The following is a 17,063-nucleotide window of genomic DNA, read 5'->3' as shown; positions in this document are numbered from 1 at the left end:
CATCCCGAACTCAGTAGTGAAACGATGCATCGCCGATGGTAGTGTGGGGTTTCCCCATGTGAGAGTAGGTCATCGTCAAGATTAAATTCCGAAACCCCATTTGCGAAAGCAGATGGGGTTTTGTTTTGGGCGGGCGGAAAGTGCGAAGAGGTCCACGACAAATTTGCACAGTTATTTCTGAACCAGACCACTAGAATAGGCACCTAACCTTTTTTAGAGCCAGAGCCCTACTATGCCCGATCCGGTTGATGCCCTTGAGGTGTCGGATTTACCACTGGACGATCTAGTGGCATGCCATGAGTGTGACTTGCTGATGCGCAAACCCGTGCTCGCCCTCGGCGAAAAAGCGCAATGTCCGCGCTGCGGCTACGAGCTGTACGCTCATCGCCACAATGTCGTCGAACGTAGCCTCGCGCTGGTTCTCGCGGCGCTGTTGCTGTACATCCCCGCGAACTTTCTTCCCATCATGAAGCTCAATCTACTCGGGCAGTCCTCAGAGGACACCGTCTGGAGTGGCGTAGTTGGCTTGTTCGACACCGGCATGCAGGGCGTCGCAGCTGTAGTGTTTCTATGCAGCATGGGCATTCCCTTGCTCAAGTTGCTTTGCCAATTGGCGGTGCTGCTCAGTATTCGTTGGAAAATCGGGCGTAGTTACGGCCTGCTGCTGTACCGCATCTACCACCACATGAAAGATTGGGGAATGTTGGAGGTCTACCTGATGGGCGTACTGGTAGCTATCGTAAAACTTGCCGACATGGCCTCCATCACGATTGGCCTGGGTTTGGTCTGCTTCGTCAGTCTATTAATGGTTCAGGTTCTGCTTGAGGTGGTGATGTCGCCGCATCAGATCTGGCAAGCACTGTCAGGGGAAGATGATCATGCGGGCGATTGATGCGGGCATTCTGATCTGTACCGAATGCCACGAGTTAAACAAGCAGCAAGCAGATACCGATGAGCAAATTTGCACGCGTTGCGGTGCGCTGATCCATGCCCGCCGTCCCAACAGCCTTACCCGCACCTGGGCATTGCTGATCACTGCCGCAATTCTATATATCCCCGCCAACCTGCTGCCAATCATGACCATCAACTCATTGGGCCAGGGAGACCCCAGCACCATTATGGCTGGCGTGATCCAACTGGTGCAGCACGGTATGTTTCCCATCGCCGCCGTGGTATTTATCGCCAGTATTCTGGTGCCGACATTCAAGCTGGTTGGCATTGGCCTGCTACTGTTCTCGGTGCAGCGTCACCAGCCGCTCTCTGCACAACAACGCATTGTGATGTACCGCTTTATCGAATTCATTGGGCGCTGGTCCATGTTGGATATCTTCGTGATCGCCATCCTGGTGGCGGTCGTAAACTTTGGACGGCTTGCCAGCGTCGAGGCCAACCTCGGCGCAGCGGCGTTCGCCAGTGTGGTGATCTTGACGATGCTTGCCGCTGTAACTTTTGATCCCCGACTGATTTGGGATAACACGGAGTCGGACGACGACCATGAGTGAATTGCCTAAAGCTAAAACCCGCCCAGCCTCCAACTGGTCGGCCATTTGGGTGTTGCCCCTGATTGCTCTGATCATCGGCGGCTGGCTGGGATGGCGTGCCTATTCCCAACAGGGCATCGAGATCCAAGTGCGCTTCGAAAGTGGCGAAGGCATTCAGGTCAACAAGACTGAAGTGGTCTATAAGGGCATGCCCGTGGGCAAGGTCAAAGCCTTGGCTTTGGATGACGAGGGCAACAATCGCGGGGTGATCGCCACCATCGAGATGAACAAGGACGTCGATCAATACCTCAAGACCAACACGCGCTTCTGGCTGGTCAAACCCAGCGTCAGCCTCGCCGGCATCACCGGCTTGGAAACCCTGGTCTCGGGTAACTACATCGCCGCCAGCCCTGGCGATGGTGAGCCCACACGTAAATTCAAAGCGCTCTCTGAAGAGCCCCCGTTATCCGACGCCAAGCCCGGTCTGCACTTGACCATCAAGGCTGATCGTCTCGGCTCGCTGAACCGTGGCAGCCCAGTCTTCTACAAGCAAATCCAAGTCGGCCAGGTCAAAAGCTACCTATTGTCCGAAGATCAAAGTACCGTTGAAATCAAGGTCTACATCGAGCCGACTTACGCCAACCTGGTGCGCAAACACACGCGTTTCTGGAACGCCAGCGGCATCAGCATCGACGCTAACCTTTCCGGTGTGAAAGTGCGCAGCGAGTCTCTTTCCAGCATCGTCGCGGGCGGTATCGCCTTCGCCACGCCGGAGAACCGCAAAGACAGCCCCCCGACCGACCCAAGCCTGCCTTTCCGTCTGTATGAAGACTTCGACGCCGCCGCTGCTGGCATCAGGGTCAAGGTCAAGCTCACCGACTTCGAAGGCCTGCAGGCTGGGCGTACGCCGGTGATGTACAAAGGCATCCAGGTGGGTAGTTTGAAAACCCTGAAGATCGACCCGGACCTCTCCAGCGCCAATGCCGAGTTGACTCTCGATCCGTTGGCCGAAGATTACCTGGTGCAGGACACCCAATTCTGGGTTGTGAAACCGTCCATCTCCCTGGCAGGCATCACCGGTCTGGAAGCGTTGGTAAAAGGTAACTACATCGCCATCCGCCCTGGCGATAAGGGCAGCGCCCCGCAGCGCGAATACGTTGCCCGCGCCAAAGCGCCGCCACTGGACCTGCGTTCACCGGGCCTGCACATGGTGCTGTTCACCGATAACCTCGGCTCCCTGGATGTTGGCAGCCCGATCCTCTACAAGCAGGTCAAGGTCGGTTCGGTGCAGAGCTACCAGTTCTCGCGCAAGAACAAGCAACTGGTGATTGGCGTTCACATCGAGAAGGAATACGAAAACCTGGTCAATGGCTCCACGCGCTTTTGGAATGCCAGCGGCGTCACCCTGACCGGCGGCCTCACCGGCGGCATCCAGGTCAAGAGTGAATCTCTGGCCAGCCTGATGGCCGGTGGTATCGCCTTCGAAACCCCCCAGCCAAACGTGCCGCTGAAAAAACGTATTCCGCGTTTCCGTTTGTTCGCTGACCGTGAAGCCGCCAATCAGCATGGCACGCTGGTGACCATCAAGGTCGACCGCGCCGACGGCCTGCGCCCAGGCACTGCCGTACGTTTCAAAGGCCTTGATGTCGGCAAGATCGAGAGTGTCGACCTGAGTGCCGATATGCAGTCGGTGCTCCTCAGCGCCCGCATCACTCAGGTGGCAGACCGCATCGCGCGTGCAGGTAGCCAGTTCTGGGTGGTCAAGCCGGAACTGGGCCTGATGAAAACCTCCAACCTGGAAACCCTGGTCACTGGCCAATACATCGAAGTGCAACCAGCAGTAAAAAGCTCCGGTCCGCAAAAGAGCTTTGTCGCCTTGGACCAGCCGCCTGAAGCTGTCCGACGAGAAGACGGTTTGAGCCTCACGCTCAGCGCCGCACGTCGTGGCTCGTTGAAGGAAGGTGTCCCCGTTACCTACCGCGAAGTTACCGTGGGCAAAGTCACTGGCTACGAATTGGGCCAAACCGCTGACCGTGTGCTGATCCACATCCTGATCGAGCCCAAGTACGCATCGCTGGTGCGCGGTGGCAGTCGTTTCTGGAATACCAGTGGCTTCGGTCTCGACTTCGGCCTGTTCAAAGGCGCCACCGTGCGCACCGAATCCCTTGAGACGCTGGTTTCCGGCGGTATCGCCTTCGCCACGCCAGACGGCGAGCGCATGGGCAACGCTGCACGGCCGCAGCAAACCTTTCCGCTGTTCGACAAGGTTGAGGATGAATGGCTGACCTGGGCGCCTAAAATTCCTCTCGGCAAGTAAGTCCGATAGCGCCCTCAAAAGCACTGCAAAAACCTGCCCTAAAAAAAGGCCGCGATCTATAAGATCGCGGCCTTTTTGCATTTCAGCGCAACACGTCAGACCTCATCCAACTCCGGCTCATCCGCCTGCGCATTCACCGTCGCCTTCACTGCATCATGGCGACGAATGTACTTCCAGTCCGCCTCATCGATGTAGATCCCGTTCGGCCCGCTGCCGCCTTCCAGGTCGATTGCCACCTGGGCAGACACCTGCGGCTTCACACTGGCCAGGATCGGCACGAAGCCCAGCTGCAAGCTGGTTTCCAGCAATGCGGCCTGGTTCTTTTCATCGATGTCCGCTGCTTCATCAAGGTAATACGGCAAGCGCACACGCCCGGCCTGGTCGCGGTCCATCAAGTGCAGCAACAAATACATGTTGGTCAGCGCCTTGATGGTCATGGTGGTGCCGTTGGATGCTGCACCGTCGATGTCGGTGTGAATCACCGGCTGGCCATGCACCTTGGTGATCTCGAAAGCCAGCTCGAACAGATCCTTGAGGCCCAGTTGGTTATGGTTAGCCGCCACCAGGCGTGCGAGGTATTCCTTGGCCTCTTCGTTCTTGTTGTCTTGCTCGGCGCTTTGGCTGAGGTCGAAGACCGACAAGGTTTCACCTTCCTCGTACTGACCCGCGCTGTGGATGATCTGGTCGATATGCTTGAGGGCTTCCTTATTCGGCGCCAGCACGATACGGAAGCTTTGCAGGTTGGACACCTGGCGCTTGTTGATCTCGCGGTTGAACAGCGCCAGTTGGTGCTCAAGGCTGTCGTAGTCGCTACGGATGTTACGCAAGGTCCGCGCGATATCAGTGACCGCCGCACGGCGGGCCTTGCCGAGGGTCAGCGCCTCATCGGTGCGGTGCGCATAGGCATTGATCAACAGTTGCAGGCGACGCTCGACATCATCCTCGCTGTCGAACTTGGCGACGCCCTTGAGGCGCACCTGCGCATACAGCGCCTCGATTTGGCCATCAGCGCGCAGCAGACCTTGCCAGCTGTCCTGATAGTCGTTGAGCAATGGCAACAGGTTGTCCATGGAGTCGTCGACCGGGTCCATGAACGGCGTACCGAACGGCAAGTCCGCCGGCAGCAACTGACGACGGCGTAAGGCGTCATCAAGCGTACGCTGTTTGGCTTCCATATCACCGATCTGCCGACCGACCAGTTGGAGCTTGGCCGACAGTTGCTGAACGCGCTCGGTAAATGCATCACTGGACCGCTTCAACTCGTCCTGAGCGGCTTCCATCTGCGCCAGGTTTTCCAGCTTCTCGCCTTCTTCGGCGCTCAGGGTTTGCGCACGGCGGAAATCTTCCAAGGCCTTTTGCGCGTCCAGCACTTGCTGGTACAGCGCCTCGGTTTGGGTCTTGCTCGCCGCGCGGTCGGAAGTTACAGCCTGCTGCGTCTTGAGCTGCTTTAGTTCTTTTTCCAAGCGCTCTTTCTGGTCGCGCAATGCGGCGCGATCTGCCAGGGCCTGCAACGCCGGTGGTTCTATGTGCGAGATGTCGATGGACAGCCCCGGCACTTCGAAACGCTCGCCCTTGAAGCCATCGAGAATCTGCTCCAGGGATTTGACCCACTGGCCGTCCTCATCCAGCGTGATGCCGTGTTCACCCAACGGGAGGCTGAACAACGAACTGTTGAACAGACGCATCAGACGCTCGACATCCTGCTGTGAGAATTCTTCCCGCAGCTTGGCGTAGCTGTTGTTGTCTGCGTGATCAAGCTGCTGCTTGACCGACTTCAAACGCTTTTCCAGATCCCGCAGACGCTCGTCCAAATCCTCGGCGCTGAACTGGCGTGACTGCGCCAAAGCGCCGGCCAGTTCATCGTGAGCATCCTTGGCCGCCAGCAGTTGTTGCTCCAGGACCTTCACGTCATCCACCAGGGCAAAGCGATGCTTGAGCACCGACAGCTCGCCCAACCAACGCTGGATGCCGCTGATCTCACGCTCCAGGCGCATCAGCTCTTGGGTGCCGCCACGCTGGTCGTTCTGCAGTGCGTCCTGCTCGTTGCGATAGTGTTCGGCCTGGATCGTCAGCTCTTCCTTACGTGCACTGGCGTAGTCCGACCAAGTGCCCAGCAACGAGTCGAGCAATGGCGACAGGCGATGCAGTTTGCCGCGCAATGTGTCGCGCTGCCGAACGCCATTGGCCAGTGCCTCGACCAACGGGCCGGCTGCGACCAGGGAGATGTAATCCTGTTCCATACGTCGCACATCGCGGAAGGCTTCTTCGCACGCGGCGATGTAGTCCACACTGCCGGAACGCAGGCTGTGTTCGAAGGCATCGAGGAACAATTGCTTGAGCTTGGCCGCCGTGATTTCGCGCATATGCAGCAAGTTGATAAACAGCGCGCGGAAGGTCTTCAGACTCTGTTCGCTGGTGGAACGCAGCGGGATCAGCGTAAGGTCCAGGGGGATCGACGTGTGGCCGCCCACCAGCAAACGGCGCAGTTCATCCGGCTTGAGTTCGTAGGCTTTCAGACCCTCGCGCTCAAGGTTGGTAAACAGTTCTTTCTGACGCAGGCACGTGTCGTTCTTTTGGTAGTGAGCCAGGTCCAGCTTGCCCGCGTAAGCGAAGAACTGGTGACCGAAACCGCCACCCGGGCCGCGTCCTACCACACCGATCACGTGCGGACCGTGGGGCAGGGACACTTCCACCAGGATGTAGCTGGTGTCGGTTGCAAAGTAGAAACGGCGCGATTGCTCCAACGTGTACTTGCCGAAACTCATGTCCGACATGCGCGCCAGGATCGGGAACTGCAAGGCGTTGATCGATGCGGATTTACCCAGGTTGTTCGCGCCATACACCGATAGCGGCTCTTCCAGCGGGAACAAACCGAGGCTGTAACCGGCGGTGTTCAATAGGGCGAAGCGGCGGATGCCGTAGCGTTCCTTGCTCATGCGTCGGTCTCCTGTTCTTCGGCAATGGCACGGGCCAGTGCGTCTTCTTCGCTTTCTTCTGCGAAGTCGCTTAGGTCCAGCGGATCATCGGTTTTCAGCAGTCTTTCATCGCTGTCTTCGTCGATGATCACTGGCGCTGGCAATGGCAATACGCTGTGCACGCTGGCGGCGAGGTCACGGTCTTGTTGCACCGACAGGCACACGTCAAGGAAGCGGTGCATCGGCGGCAGGAAGCGATAGATGCCGTTGTCTTCGCTGGCAAAACCCAACTGAGTCATGCGGCGCATGATTTTTTCTTCGAGTTCTTCCTGGGTCTGCACTTCGGCCTGGATAAACAGATCGCGGTATTTTTCCAGCAGCGACGGCAGCTCATCCCGTCCAAGGCTGCCGCCGTCGAGCACGGCGATCGGATCGCGGCCCTGGTCGGCCAAGTGCTCGACGATGATGAAGGTGAACAGCGCCAGGCGCTGCGCTGTCTTGTTGACTTGCGCGCTGGCGATCGCGGAGTCCGGCACGAAGTAGTAGAAGCCTCGCGTATCGCAGACCAGCTCAAAACCCAGCGCCCGGAACAGCGTGCGGTACTGGTCCTGGAAGTTTGACAGTTGCGCGTACAGCTCCGGGTCGCGGCGGCTGACGTGGTAGCCCTTGAACAGCTCGCGAAAGATCGGCGCCAGCTGGGACAGTTCGGATAGATCAAGATGCATAAGGGGTGCTCGCAGAATTCTCGGCGGAGTCGGTGCTGGCCGGGAGCAGGGCGAAGGAGCGCAGGCTGACCTGGTGCTCGTGTGTGTGGTAATCGCGGCGTTCCAGGCGTTCGCGCTTGAAGCGTTTTTCCCGCGAGAGCCGCGAGAACCAGTACAGCAATTCGTCGGTGGCGCCGTCCGGTTCCTGCTCCAGCAGCCAGTTCATCAGGTCCGGCATTGGCAGAGCATCTTCGCAACGCTCCAGCATTTCCTTGACCGTACGCGGCGCGCGTTGGGCTTCGCCCTTGTGGGATTTGTGCGCCTTGGGGAATCGCGCCGGTTTCGGCTCGAAATTCGCCAGGGCGTACACATAGGCCTCGACCTGGCTGGCACTACCCAGGAAGGTGCTTTGCGGCCGGGTGAACATGGGCATCGCCGCCTGCGGCACAGCGTCCAGGCCTTTACGGCGGATGGCCGATAATGCCAGCGCGGCGCCACGGGTCACGGCGTTGTGCCGGCGTGCTTCCTCTCGTAGCGGCAACAGCAGCTCCCGCGCATGACGCAAGGTCAGTTGGGCACTGGTCTGCATTTCGAGGATGCGCGCGTGGGTGCGCAGCAGCATGTCGTCGTCCACCAGGTGGCCAAGGCGCTGCTGCTCGGTGAGCATGCGCAGCAGCACATTCTCGACCTTACGCACGCCTTGCTCGAAGGCGCCGTCGGCATTCACCAACTGGATCATCGGTTCGACGTATTCGTCCCAGGTCGCCAGGACTTCGGCGTAACGCTGGCGCAACGGGATCTGTCGGTCGCTGGTCTTAGCACGGTCGGCCACGGCCGCGAGGGCTTGTTCGTCGTTGGCGAGTTTTTTCAGCACATCCCGCACGCGCATATCCAGCAGGCGCAGTTGGCGGGCCAGGTCGTGACCATCGCGGATGTCGAAGGCGTCCTGGATATAACCGGCCAGGCGCTCAAGATGGCGCAGGTAAGCTTCGATTTCCAGGCACAGGCCAAGCCGGTGCTCCTTGCGAAGATACGCCAGGAAGTCGTGGATCTGCGCGTTGAGCTCGAAACGGTTCGGGCTCTTGGCGACAGGCACCAGGATATCCAGGCGAATCCACACGTCCAGCAGGCTAGTGATGTCCTGGGGCGTGCTGTCCAGTTGTTGGGCGGCCAGTTGTGCGCGCAGCTCGCTCAGGCTCAGGGTGCCTTGGTCGAAGTGTTCGCACAGTGGCTCAAGTAAGGCCCAGTGTTCGGCGAGGGCGCGCAGGACGCGCTTGGGTTCGATCATGGGAATGGCCGGCTGGTTGGCGATTAAAAGTCGCGATTGTACTGCATCAGGCGTGGGATTTATCCACAGCCGGTCAGTGCGCAGTGGGCGATTGTTACCGAACAGCGGTAGAATCCCCGCTCTTTACTTATCCACAAGTGGCCGAGCTGTGCTTATCGAGTCCCGACGTCGCGCTTACTTGACCGCCATGCAGGTGGTCAACTGGCTGCCCCGCACCGAACTGCCGTTTGCCGCGCCGTCGCGGCCCGAGTTGCTGCAGGCGCTTGAGCCTTATGACGCGTTCGAGACCTCGGGCGAGGAGGCGGCTGCACCGGTGGCAGTCGTCAAGCCAGAGCCGCAGGCGCGCCCGGCGGTCGAACGCACCAAGATCGAAGTGCCACGTCCGTCGCCGGTGGCCAAGCCCGTGGTCGCCGAAGCAGAGGCCCCGGTGGTCAAGGCCCCGGTAGTGCCGCCGCCGCGCTTTGCCCTGCAATTGCTGCGGGCCGGGCGCTGTCTGCTGTTGGTGGAATTGCCCACCGGTGAACGCTTCCAGACGCGCGACCCCGCCTACATGCTGCTCAAAGACATGCTGCGCGCTGCGGGTCTGCCTGACAGCCCGCAAATCGTCGGGGACCCGGTACGCTGGCCGCTGTTGGTACGCGGCACCATGGACCAAGGCCCTGAAGCGGCGCGGGACTTTGTGCAAGGCTTTGTCTCGGCGCGCCTGGAAGACGAACCCTGTGTCTGCCTGTGGCTGATCGGCCTCCCCGCCGTGCGGTTTGCCGGCGAGGCGAATGCCGAGTCCTGGTACCGCGAACTGCAGGTCGAGGGCCTGGGTTCTGTATGGGCCCTGCCGGGCCTGGAATTATTAATGGAAGAGCCACAGCGTAAGGCTGATGTCTGGCAAGCCATGCGCCGGCTGATGGCGCGCTGGAAAACAACCGATGAGTGAGGCTTTATCCTTCCGCCCGATGACCGAGGCTGACCTCGATGCCGTGCTGAAAATCGAATACGCGGCGTTCAGCCACCCCTGGACTCGCGGGATCTTTCTCGATGGGCTGGGCAAGTACCAGATCTGGCTGATGTTCGAAGGCGAGCAGCAAGTGGGCCACGGCGTAGTGCAGATCATCCTTGATGAGGCGCATTTGCTGAACATCACTGTCAAGCCGGAAAACCAGGGCCGTGGCCTGGGTTTGGCGTTGCTGGAGCACCTGATGTCCCGCGCTTATGCTGCCAAGGCGCGCGAATGCTTCCTGGAAGTGCGCGACAGCAATACCGGCGCGTTCCGTCTGTATGAGCGTTATGGGTTCAACGAGATTGGGCGTCGCCGCGACTACTACCCGGCTGTCGGCGGGCGCGAAGATGCGGTCGTCATGGCCTGCACCTTGGTCGATTAAACACGCGATCCAGTGTGGGAGAGGCAAGTCGAATCGTCTTACCGCCCCTCCCACATTTGGATTTGCGCAGTGTCAGCGGTTTCCGTCTACCGGGTCCAGATCAGCCAGCTCCGCTTCATCCAGGCCATTGCCGCCGCCAATTTCATCTTCATCCACAATGCTCAGGTCAAAATCTGCCGGGTTGTCTTCACCCGCCTCCCGGGCATCCCGTGCGCCATCTTCATGGATCAGGGTTTCCGGGCTCATATCGTCATCGGTCGGCTCGTGGTCATCCGTCGAAGCGCCAGTCAGACCGGCTTCACGTACCCGTTCGTCGGGCATCAGGTGTTCGCGTTCGCGGGGCGGGATTTCATCGCCGATTTCCGCCGTCGGCGCCTCATCGTCAAAATCCAGCTCGCGCATCGAGCCCATGCGATCTTCGTTGTCGTCAATCGGTTCGGGCTGTGTAGCGCCGTAGGGACGTCGTGATTCAGTCATGGCCAATCCTCATACTGTGGGGCTTATAGTGTGTGGACAGGCACGGCTCGCCAAAGATTCAAGCTAATTTGCGCATCGCGTGACCTGGACGAAAGGTCGTCAGTCACAAAACTGCGCATCATTCCTGAGGCTTTCCCTGATGAACGAACTACAAGACCTGCTTGATAACAATGAACGCTGGGCGGACGCGATCAAACAGGAAGATCCCGAATTCTTCGCCAAGCTCGCCCGCCAGCAAACCCCGGAATACCTGTGGATCGGCTGCTCCGACGCCCGCGTACCGGCCAACGAGATCGTCGGCATGCTGCCGGGTGATCTGTTCGTGCACCGCAACGTGGCCAACGTTGTGTTGCACACCGACCTCAACTGCCTGTCGGTGATCCAGTACGCGGTCGACGTGCTCAAGGTCAAACACATCCTTGTTACCGGCCACTATGGCTGTGGCGGTGTGCGTGCTTCTATGCAGGATCGCCAGTTCGGCCTGATCGACGGCTGGCTGCGCACCATTCGCGACTTGTATTACGAAAACCGCGACGTGCTGGCCCAATTGCCGACCGAAGAGGAACGCGTCGATCGCATGTGCGAGCTGAACGTGATTCAGCAGGTGGCCAACGTAGGCCACACCAGCATTGTGCAAAACGCCTGGCACCGGGGGCAAAGCCTGTCGATCCATGGTTGCATCTACGGCATCAAGGATGGCCGCTGGAAGAGTTTGAACACCACCATCAGTGGCTTCGAGCAACTACCGCCGCAATATCGCTTGCGGCCGTTGGGCGAAGCCTAAGGTCGTTTGCGCATTCGCCACTGCGCCATGAACGCTTGGCCTTCGGCGTTCAATGGCTCCTGGCTGCCAGTGATCCAGCCCCGGCAGTTCAGTTCGCCGCATTGGCAAGCGAACTGCCGGAACAGCACGTCCTCAGTGCTCGCGTAGTCCAGGGTCAGCCAGGCGCCGGCGGCGATAGGTTGCACGGTCCAGAGTTCCAGGTACGTCGTGTCGAAGAATACATTCGGATTGCAGGAGTGCCGCAACAGGCCGCAGAACCAGCAATCGTACAAGTGGATGCGCGGTGATAGCTGCAGCGTATGCGGGCGTCTCTCGCCCACGGCATAGCCGGAGACATGAGCAATGCGTATGCGGCTGTCAAAGGCTGTGCGCGCCTTGACCCCGCCTTCCATGTCATTTGCGGTGCTTACGACTTTGAAATGCTCGGACGAGGGGTAGCCTTGCTCAATTCGCAGCGTCTTGAACGGATATAAGCATTCAGTCACAGCAGTTCTAGCCTTGTCCATGGCCTGAGTTTTCATAACTCTCCTTGGTTAGGCTGCATCGACCTGCGGGTGGTGTCTGACTACCAGTCTTGCAGCGGATGGGCGCGGCTAAACATTCGCTTAAGTTGGATCCGATTTCTACTGTCAAATCTGACAGTAGAAATCGGATCTTTTTTTTGTGGGATTTACAACGCAGGTTCCGTGTTGACGGGGGCAGGAGCGGCGTTCCTCAATTGTTTCAACTGAGTTTTTATTGCTGGCGTTGCACACTTGGCATTGGCTTGCTCCTGGCTCAGTTTGCGCACCGAGGTGTAGAACAATTCACAGGTCTGTTCTTTGCGCGTGACCTGCCAGGTATTCATGCAGGCTTTAAGCAGCACATTCGGATCGCTCGCCGGTTTCTGGCCCATCCCGGCCTGCCAGCAGGCGGCGCTAAGATCCTGGCCCATCACCTTCAAGCCCGCCTCGTCGGCCTTTTGCTCATCGCCGTCATAAGACTCGGGGTCGGCTGCATACCAGATGTAGCTGGGATGGTTGGAACCCAGTACTGAAACGCTTTTGCCCTCGGCCGGGCTTATCTGCGCCAGCCCGAGCACATTCACGGTTTGTCCGTATTGCTGCTTGATCCAACTACGCACCGGTGCCCCGAACGCCACCATCGGCAACGAGCCGTCGGGCTGGAGGCTCAGTTCCTTGACCATACGGGTCTGATAATTGGTGAAGTAGCTGTAGACGCCCTCCAGCTCTTTGCCCGCCGTGGACGGTGCGGCGATGGGGGCGATGTCGATCATGGTCTGGTAGGCCGGGGTTTCGGCGGCCGGCACCCCGTTGTCGGTGAGCAAGTCGGCCCAGCGATCCGTGGTTTTCGATTCCAGGTAATCCTGTGCCTGAGTGAGTGAGTAGTCCGGCGGGAAGTGCATCAACTCGATGCTTTTGCGGTTTTCCAACGCCATGCCCAACGGCAGGAACAGGTACCAGTTAAACGCCCATTTACCGTCGCTGTTGAGCTTGCTGGCGCCTTGGTAGGCGAGGTCGGCGGTATTGAGCAGTGCCGTCAGGGGCTGGCCATAACTGTCAGGTACGCCGCTGAAGGTCGCGGCCACCAGGCCATCATGGACTTTGACGCTGACCTTGGCCCGGCTGTAGCCGTCGCGCTGCACGCTCTGGTTCAGGTAGTGCTCGACGGTCTGCTCCAGCGTCCAAGGCCGAAAGCAGATGACGTTGCAGTTGTTGGGGTAAGCGAACAACTGGGTGACACGCTGCGTGCTGCCCAGCGGTACTTCGATATCGGCTTGAATGACCGCACTGGCCATCAGTGCGGCCAGGGTCAAATACAGCCTGGTCGATGTAAGCATAGTTGGTTCCTTGTCAGCGAAAGCCCGTCTGCGCGGGATGAAAGCCCACCTCCTCACAGTAGCGGCTGACCAGGAAAACCGCGTGCTAAATCGCTGGGCGTGTCGCTATTGGATAAGCGTCCTACACGTTGAACTGCAACGCGTTGCTCAAATCGCCCATGGGCTTCTGACCACGGGCGATCATTGCATCATCGCGCTGTTTGAGACCGTCCAGCGTCTCCAATTGGAAGACTCGGGTGATCAATCGCAGGATTGATGCGGTGTCTTATACCGTATGGTCCACCGTGCCTTTACGTGCGAACGGCGATACCACCAGCGCCGGAACCCGCGTGCCAGGGCCCCAGCGATCACCCTTAGGCGGTGCGACGTGGTCCCACCAGCCGCCGTTTTCATCGACGGTGACGACCACCACCATGTTTTTCCACTGTGGGCTTTCCTGCAGTACCTTCAAGGCGCGGGCAATATGGCGATCGCCCGAGGCCACGTCGGCGTAACCAGCGTGCATGTTCAGGTTGCCCTGGGGTTTATAGAACGTCACCGCCGGCAGCTTGCCGGCCTGGGCATCGGCGAAAAACTTGTTGGTGCTGGACTCATCGCCCAATCCCCCATCGCGCAGGCGCTTGTCGCGCTCGGCACGGTTCTCGGGGCCCTGTTTTTTGAAGTAGTTGAACGGCTGGTGGTGGTATTGGAAATTCGGGATTTTCGGAATACCTCCCGAATCCTTGAACTGATCCAGCGTCGCTTGCCAGGCTCCGGCGTACCAAGCCCAGTCGACGTTTTTTTTCGACAGCTTGTCGCCGATGTGCTCGTGGGTCTGTGGCACCAGCACGTTGGGCAGGTCGGGCTTGGAATAGTCCGGATTCTGCGGGTCGCGAATCCAGGTCGGCCAGTAGGGCGGGGCCAGGGTATTTACTGCGTAACCGTCCGGCGTCAGCGCGCTGGGGCCGAATTGCGGTGGACCGGTCATGGCGCTTGCTGGAGATTTTTCCAGCGGTTTGAGGCGCGTGTCGATGGGGTCATCGCTTTGCAGCGTGGCGATCTGCGCCTTGGCCACCGACGCTGCTGCGTTCGGATACACCGGCGCCGTAGCGCTGATCAGGTATTGATGGTTAAGGAATGAACCGCCGAAAGCGCCCTGGAAGAAGTTATCGCAGAGCACAAACTCCTTGGCCACGTCCCACAGGCGCAGGGAATAGCGGCTTTGGGCGTAACGGCCCATCACCAGCCCGCCGGAGTCCGCCCAGGCAACGAAGCCATCGTTCTTGCCGCCGTTAATCTGCATCTGGTTCTGGTAAAACACATGCCACAAGTCGCGGGTGACAAGGCTCAAGGGCAGGTCCTCGCCACTCGGGCCCTTGAGGTCGAAAGGGGCGTTGGGCAGGTTTTCCTGGAATTGCACTTCGCTGGGGTAGGTCACCCCGTCCACGGTTTGCGGACCGACTTGCAGCACACCGCCCCAGGTCGGTGGCAGGGTGGTCAACAGGCTGCCGTCGCGGTCGCGTTGCTGAGTATCGGTCGCGGAAAGCGCGGAGAGCGGTTTCTCGACACCTGGGAAATCCGCAAACAGATTGTTGAAACTGCGGTTCTCGGCATAGATCACTACCACGGTTTTCACCTGGTCGTGCAAGGCCTTGTCCAGCTCTTGAGGTGTGAGCGGTCGCGCTACCGGTTTTCCGGGCGCTTCGCTGGTGTTGCCGCAGGCACTCAAGGTCGCACCCACCCCCAACACCGCCGCACCACCCAGGAAACGCCGGCGGCTGCTGTCTACAGATGGTTGGGGGATGGAATCAGGGGAAGGGCGGTCTTCGTGCTCGTCACTCATTGCGGGAGTCCTTGCTGGCGAGTTGTTGCAAGATATTTCGCAGGACGGTAGCAACGCAATATGACGGAACGAAGACAGGCGCTTAAAGCAGCCGCAGCGCCAACTGGCTGCCGGCACGCAAGTACTCTACTTGGGCTGTTATCGCATCTTTTACGATGGCCTCGCCCGTGTCGGTCAGTTTGTCTTTCTTGGCGTCGATGACGCTGGTCTGCAGCAACTGCATGGCCACATCGATGGCTTTCTGGAAGGCCGTCACGTTGTTGTGCAGGCCGAACTCCTTGATAACAGCGTCCATGCGCCGATCGGCCTCGTCGCGCAGGGTCTTGTACTCGACGAACGATACGTTGTCGTCCTGGTAAATTTCGTTGAGCAGCGTTTCCAGGGTCTTGGATAGAGGGGTCATCGGATATTCCTTGGTCTAGTGTGAGGATTTATCCGGGTCAGGTTAATCAAGGGCGCGGGCAGGAGGAGTCAGGGGGTGTCGCCGCATGGCGTGGGACAACCCCTATGCGTTTCATCAGAAACGTCGTGACCTACGGCATCACTGGCGGCAAATACTTCAACGTTGTCCCCAATGCCCACAGCAAAAACAAAACCAGCGGTGTGTGCACCAGCAACTGCACAAACGAAAAACCGATCAGATCCCGTGCCTTCAGCCCCAATACACCCAGCAGCGGCAACATATAGAACGGGTTGATCAAATTCGGCAGCGCCTCGGCTGCGTTGTAGATCTGCACCGCCCAGCCCAGGTGGTATTGCAGGTCATTGGCCACCTGCATCACGTACGGTGCTTCGATGATCCACTTGCCGCCGCCCGACGGGATAAAGAAGCCCAGCACCGCCGAGTACACGCCCATCAGCAGCGCGTAGGTGTCGTGGGACGCGATGGAGGTGAAGAAGGTCGAGATATGGTGCGCCAGGGTCTGGCCGTCGCCGCCTTTAACCACCGTCATCAGGGCCGCAATCGAGCCGTACAGCGGAAATTGAATCAGCACCCCAGTGGTGGTCGGCACTGCGCGCGCCACGGCATCCAGGAAGCTTCGCGGGCGCCAGTGCAGCAGGGCGCCGGCCATGATGAACAGGAAGTTGTAGGTGTTGAGTCCCGAGATGGCGCTGATCGCCGGTTTGGTCGAAAACTCATGGAACAGCCAACCGGCCGCCAGCAGCGCCAGCAAGATGGTCAGCAGCGGGCTGTGTTCCAGCCATTCGCCAGGCCGGGTCGGTGCTTGCGGCTTGGGCAGGTTGAAGGCTGGGTCGACGCCGCAGGCCTTGGCGTCACGGGCACTGTTCGGGCCGGGCGCGGTGGCATAGGCGATGATCAGCGACACCACGATCAGCGCCAATAACAGCACGCCGGATTGCCACAGGAAGATGGTCTCGGTAAACGGGATCATCCCGGTGATTGACAGAATCGACGGCGGCAAGCTGGCCGGGTTGGCCTGCAACTGCGCGGCCGACGACGACAAGCCCAGTGCCCACACCGCGCCCAGACCCAGATAGGCCGCAGCACCCGCGGCTCGGTAATCCATGCGCAGATCCGTACGCCGCGCCAGTGCCCTTACCAGCAAGCCGCCGAACACGAGGGACAGGCCCCAGTTGAGCAACGACGCGACCATGGAAATCAACGCCACCCAGGCCACGGCCGAACGGCCGTTCTTGGGGATGCGCGCCAGGCGGTCAATCAGTTTCACTGCCGGCGGCGAACTGGCGACCACGTAACCGCCGATCACCACGAAGGCCATCTGCATGGTGAACGGGATCAGGCTCCAGAACCCATCGCCAAACGCCTTGGCGGCCTCGGTGGGCGCAGCGCCCATTCCCAGGGTCGCCACAGCGACGATGATCACCGCGAGGGCTGCAAATACCCAGGAGTCAGGGAACCAGCGTTCGGCGAAGTTGGAACAGCGCAGGGCAAATCGGGCATAGCGGCTTTCTTCGATAGCATCGGCCACGGGTCATACCTCTTGTATTTATTATGAGGGCGGCAGTTTTCGCGCATGTTCCTCCACGGCCATTGATATGGGAATGCAGTTATCTTCATCGATCCATGAGGAAAACA

14 protein-coding genes, 1 rRNA gene and 1 pseudogene are annotated in these 17,063 nt (G+C 59.4%); 7 read left to right on the top strand and 9 right to left on the bottom strand.

The features are described from left to right. The 4 genes from rrf to G9Q84_RS03520 form a co-directional block, all read left to right on the top strand. Positions 1–81 (top strand): 5S ribosomal RNA (gene rrf, locus G9Q84_RS29970); the annotation flags it as partial. Between the two features lie 151 nt (positions 82–232). Beyond that, positions 233–892, top strand: coding sequence for a paraquat-inducible protein A (locus G9Q84_RS03530; protein ID WP_032886028.1), 660 nt, complete (start codon positions 233–235; stop codon positions 890–892). Beyond that, entirely contained in the window at positions 879–1,502 is a 624-nt protein-coding gene (locus tag G9Q84_RS03525; RefSeq protein ID WP_032886029.1) for a paraquat-inducible protein A, read from the top strand. The genes G9Q84_RS03530 and G9Q84_RS03525 overlap by 14 nt, the downstream gene beginning before the upstream one ends. Next, a complete protein-coding gene (locus G9Q84_RS03520; RefSeq protein ID WP_095183739.1) occupies positions 1,495–3,798 on the top strand; it encodes a PqiB family protein in 2,304 nt (767 codons plus the stop codon). Before G9Q84_RS03525 ends, G9Q84_RS03520 begins: the two co-directional genes overlap by 8 nt. A 95-nt stretch (positions 3,799–3,893) precedes the next feature. Here the strand turns inward: G9Q84_RS03520 and mksF are convergent, their stop codons facing one another. Genes mksF through mksB form a run of 3 tightly spaced genes read right to left on the bottom strand, consistent with a single transcriptional unit; the run spans position 3,894 to position 8,705 of the window. Further along, positions 3,894–6,734, bottom strand: a complete 2,841-nt coding sequence (mksF, locus tag G9Q84_RS03515) for an Mks condensin complex protein MksF (RefSeq protein ID WP_181642894.1) — start codon at positions 6,732–6,734, stop codon at positions 3,894–3,896. Beyond that, on the bottom strand, positions 6,731–7,438 hold the full coding sequence (gene mksE / locus G9Q84_RS03510) for an Mks condensin complex protein MksE (RefSeq protein ID WP_181642893.1): 708 nt from the start codon (positions 7,436–7,438) through the stop codon (positions 6,731–6,733). The genes mksF and mksE overlap by 4 nt, the downstream gene beginning before the upstream one ends. Next, a complete protein-coding gene (gene mksB / locus G9Q84_RS03505; RefSeq protein WP_032886033.1) occupies positions 7,428–8,705 on the bottom strand; it encodes an Mks condensin complex protein MksB in 1,278 nt (425 codons plus the stop codon). Before mksB ends, mksE begins: the two co-directional genes overlap by 11 nt. 187 nt (positions 8,706–8,892) lie before the next feature. Between mksB and G9Q84_RS03500 the strand changes: the two genes are divergently transcribed. Then, positions 8,893–9,636: a hypothetical protein gene (locus tag G9Q84_RS03500; protein ID WP_050442822.1), complete on the top strand. Its 744-nt coding sequence runs from the start codon at positions 8,893–8,895 to the stop codon at positions 9,634–9,636. Continuing rightward, positions 9,629–10,081, top strand: coding sequence for a ribosomal protein S18-alanine N-acetyltransferase (gene rimI, locus G9Q84_RS03495; protein ID WP_032886035.1), 453 nt, complete (start codon positions 9,629–9,631; stop codon positions 10,079–10,081). Before G9Q84_RS03500 ends, rimI begins: the two co-directional genes overlap by 8 nt. 72 nt (positions 10,082–10,153) lie before the next feature. On the opposite strand, the gene G9Q84_RS03490 is transcribed toward rimI, so the two are convergent. Then, a complete protein-coding gene (locus tag G9Q84_RS03490) occupies positions 10,154–10,558 on the bottom strand; it encodes a serine kinase/phosphatase (RefSeq protein ID WP_099601902.1) in 405 nt (134 codons plus the stop codon). A gap of 139 nt (positions 10,559–10,697) precedes the next feature. On the opposite strand from G9Q84_RS03490, the gene can reads away from it, so the two are divergent. Then, positions 10,698–11,342 carry a carbonate dehydratase gene (gene can, locus G9Q84_RS03485; RefSeq protein WP_003188288.1) on the top strand — a complete coding sequence of 215 codons (645 nt, stop codon included), beginning with the start codon at positions 10,698–10,700 and terminating at the stop codon, positions 11,340–11,342. Here the strand turns inward: can and G9Q84_RS03480 are convergent. The 5 genes and pseudogenes from G9Q84_RS03480 to G9Q84_RS03460 all read right to left on the bottom strand — a co-directional run bounded on the left by G9Q84_RS03480 (position 11,339) and on the right by G9Q84_RS03460 (position 16,956). Next, on the bottom strand, positions 11,339–11,863 hold the full coding sequence (locus tag G9Q84_RS03480; protein WP_095183741.1) for an SET domain-containing protein-lysine N-methyltransferase: 525 nt from the start codon (positions 11,861–11,863) through the stop codon (positions 11,339–11,341). The two genes, can and G9Q84_RS03480, sit on opposite strands and share 4 nt — an antisense overlap. Before the next feature lie 149 nt (positions 11,864–12,012). Continuing rightward, positions 12,013–13,182: a hypothetical protein gene (locus tag G9Q84_RS03475; protein WP_181642892.1), complete on the bottom strand. Its 1,170-nt coding sequence runs from the start codon at positions 13,180–13,182 to the stop codon at positions 12,013–12,015. Between the two features lie 121 nt (positions 13,183–13,303). Next, a pseudogene (locus tag G9Q84_RS03470) lies at positions 13,304–15,004 on the bottom strand (acid phosphatase). A gap of 82 nt (positions 15,005–15,086) precedes the next feature. Continuing rightward, positions 15,087–15,407, bottom strand: a complete 321-nt coding sequence (locus G9Q84_RS03465; RefSeq protein ID WP_032886041.1) for a hypothetical protein — start codon at positions 15,405–15,407, stop codon at positions 15,087–15,089. A gap of 130 nt (positions 15,408–15,537) precedes the next feature. Next, positions 15,538–16,956, bottom strand: a complete 1,419-nt coding sequence (locus G9Q84_RS03460; protein WP_032886043.1) for a short-chain fatty acid transporter — start codon at positions 16,954–16,956, stop codon at positions 15,538–15,540. Positions 16,957–17,063: the final 107 nt, after the last annotated feature.

Source organism: Pseudomonas sivasensis (assembly GCF_013778505.1).
Classification (GTDB): domain Bacteria; phylum Pseudomonadota; class Gammaproteobacteria; order Pseudomonadales; family Pseudomonadaceae; genus Aquipseudomonas; species Aquipseudomonas sivasensis.
This window is presented reverse-complemented; position numbering and strand designations above follow the sequence as displayed.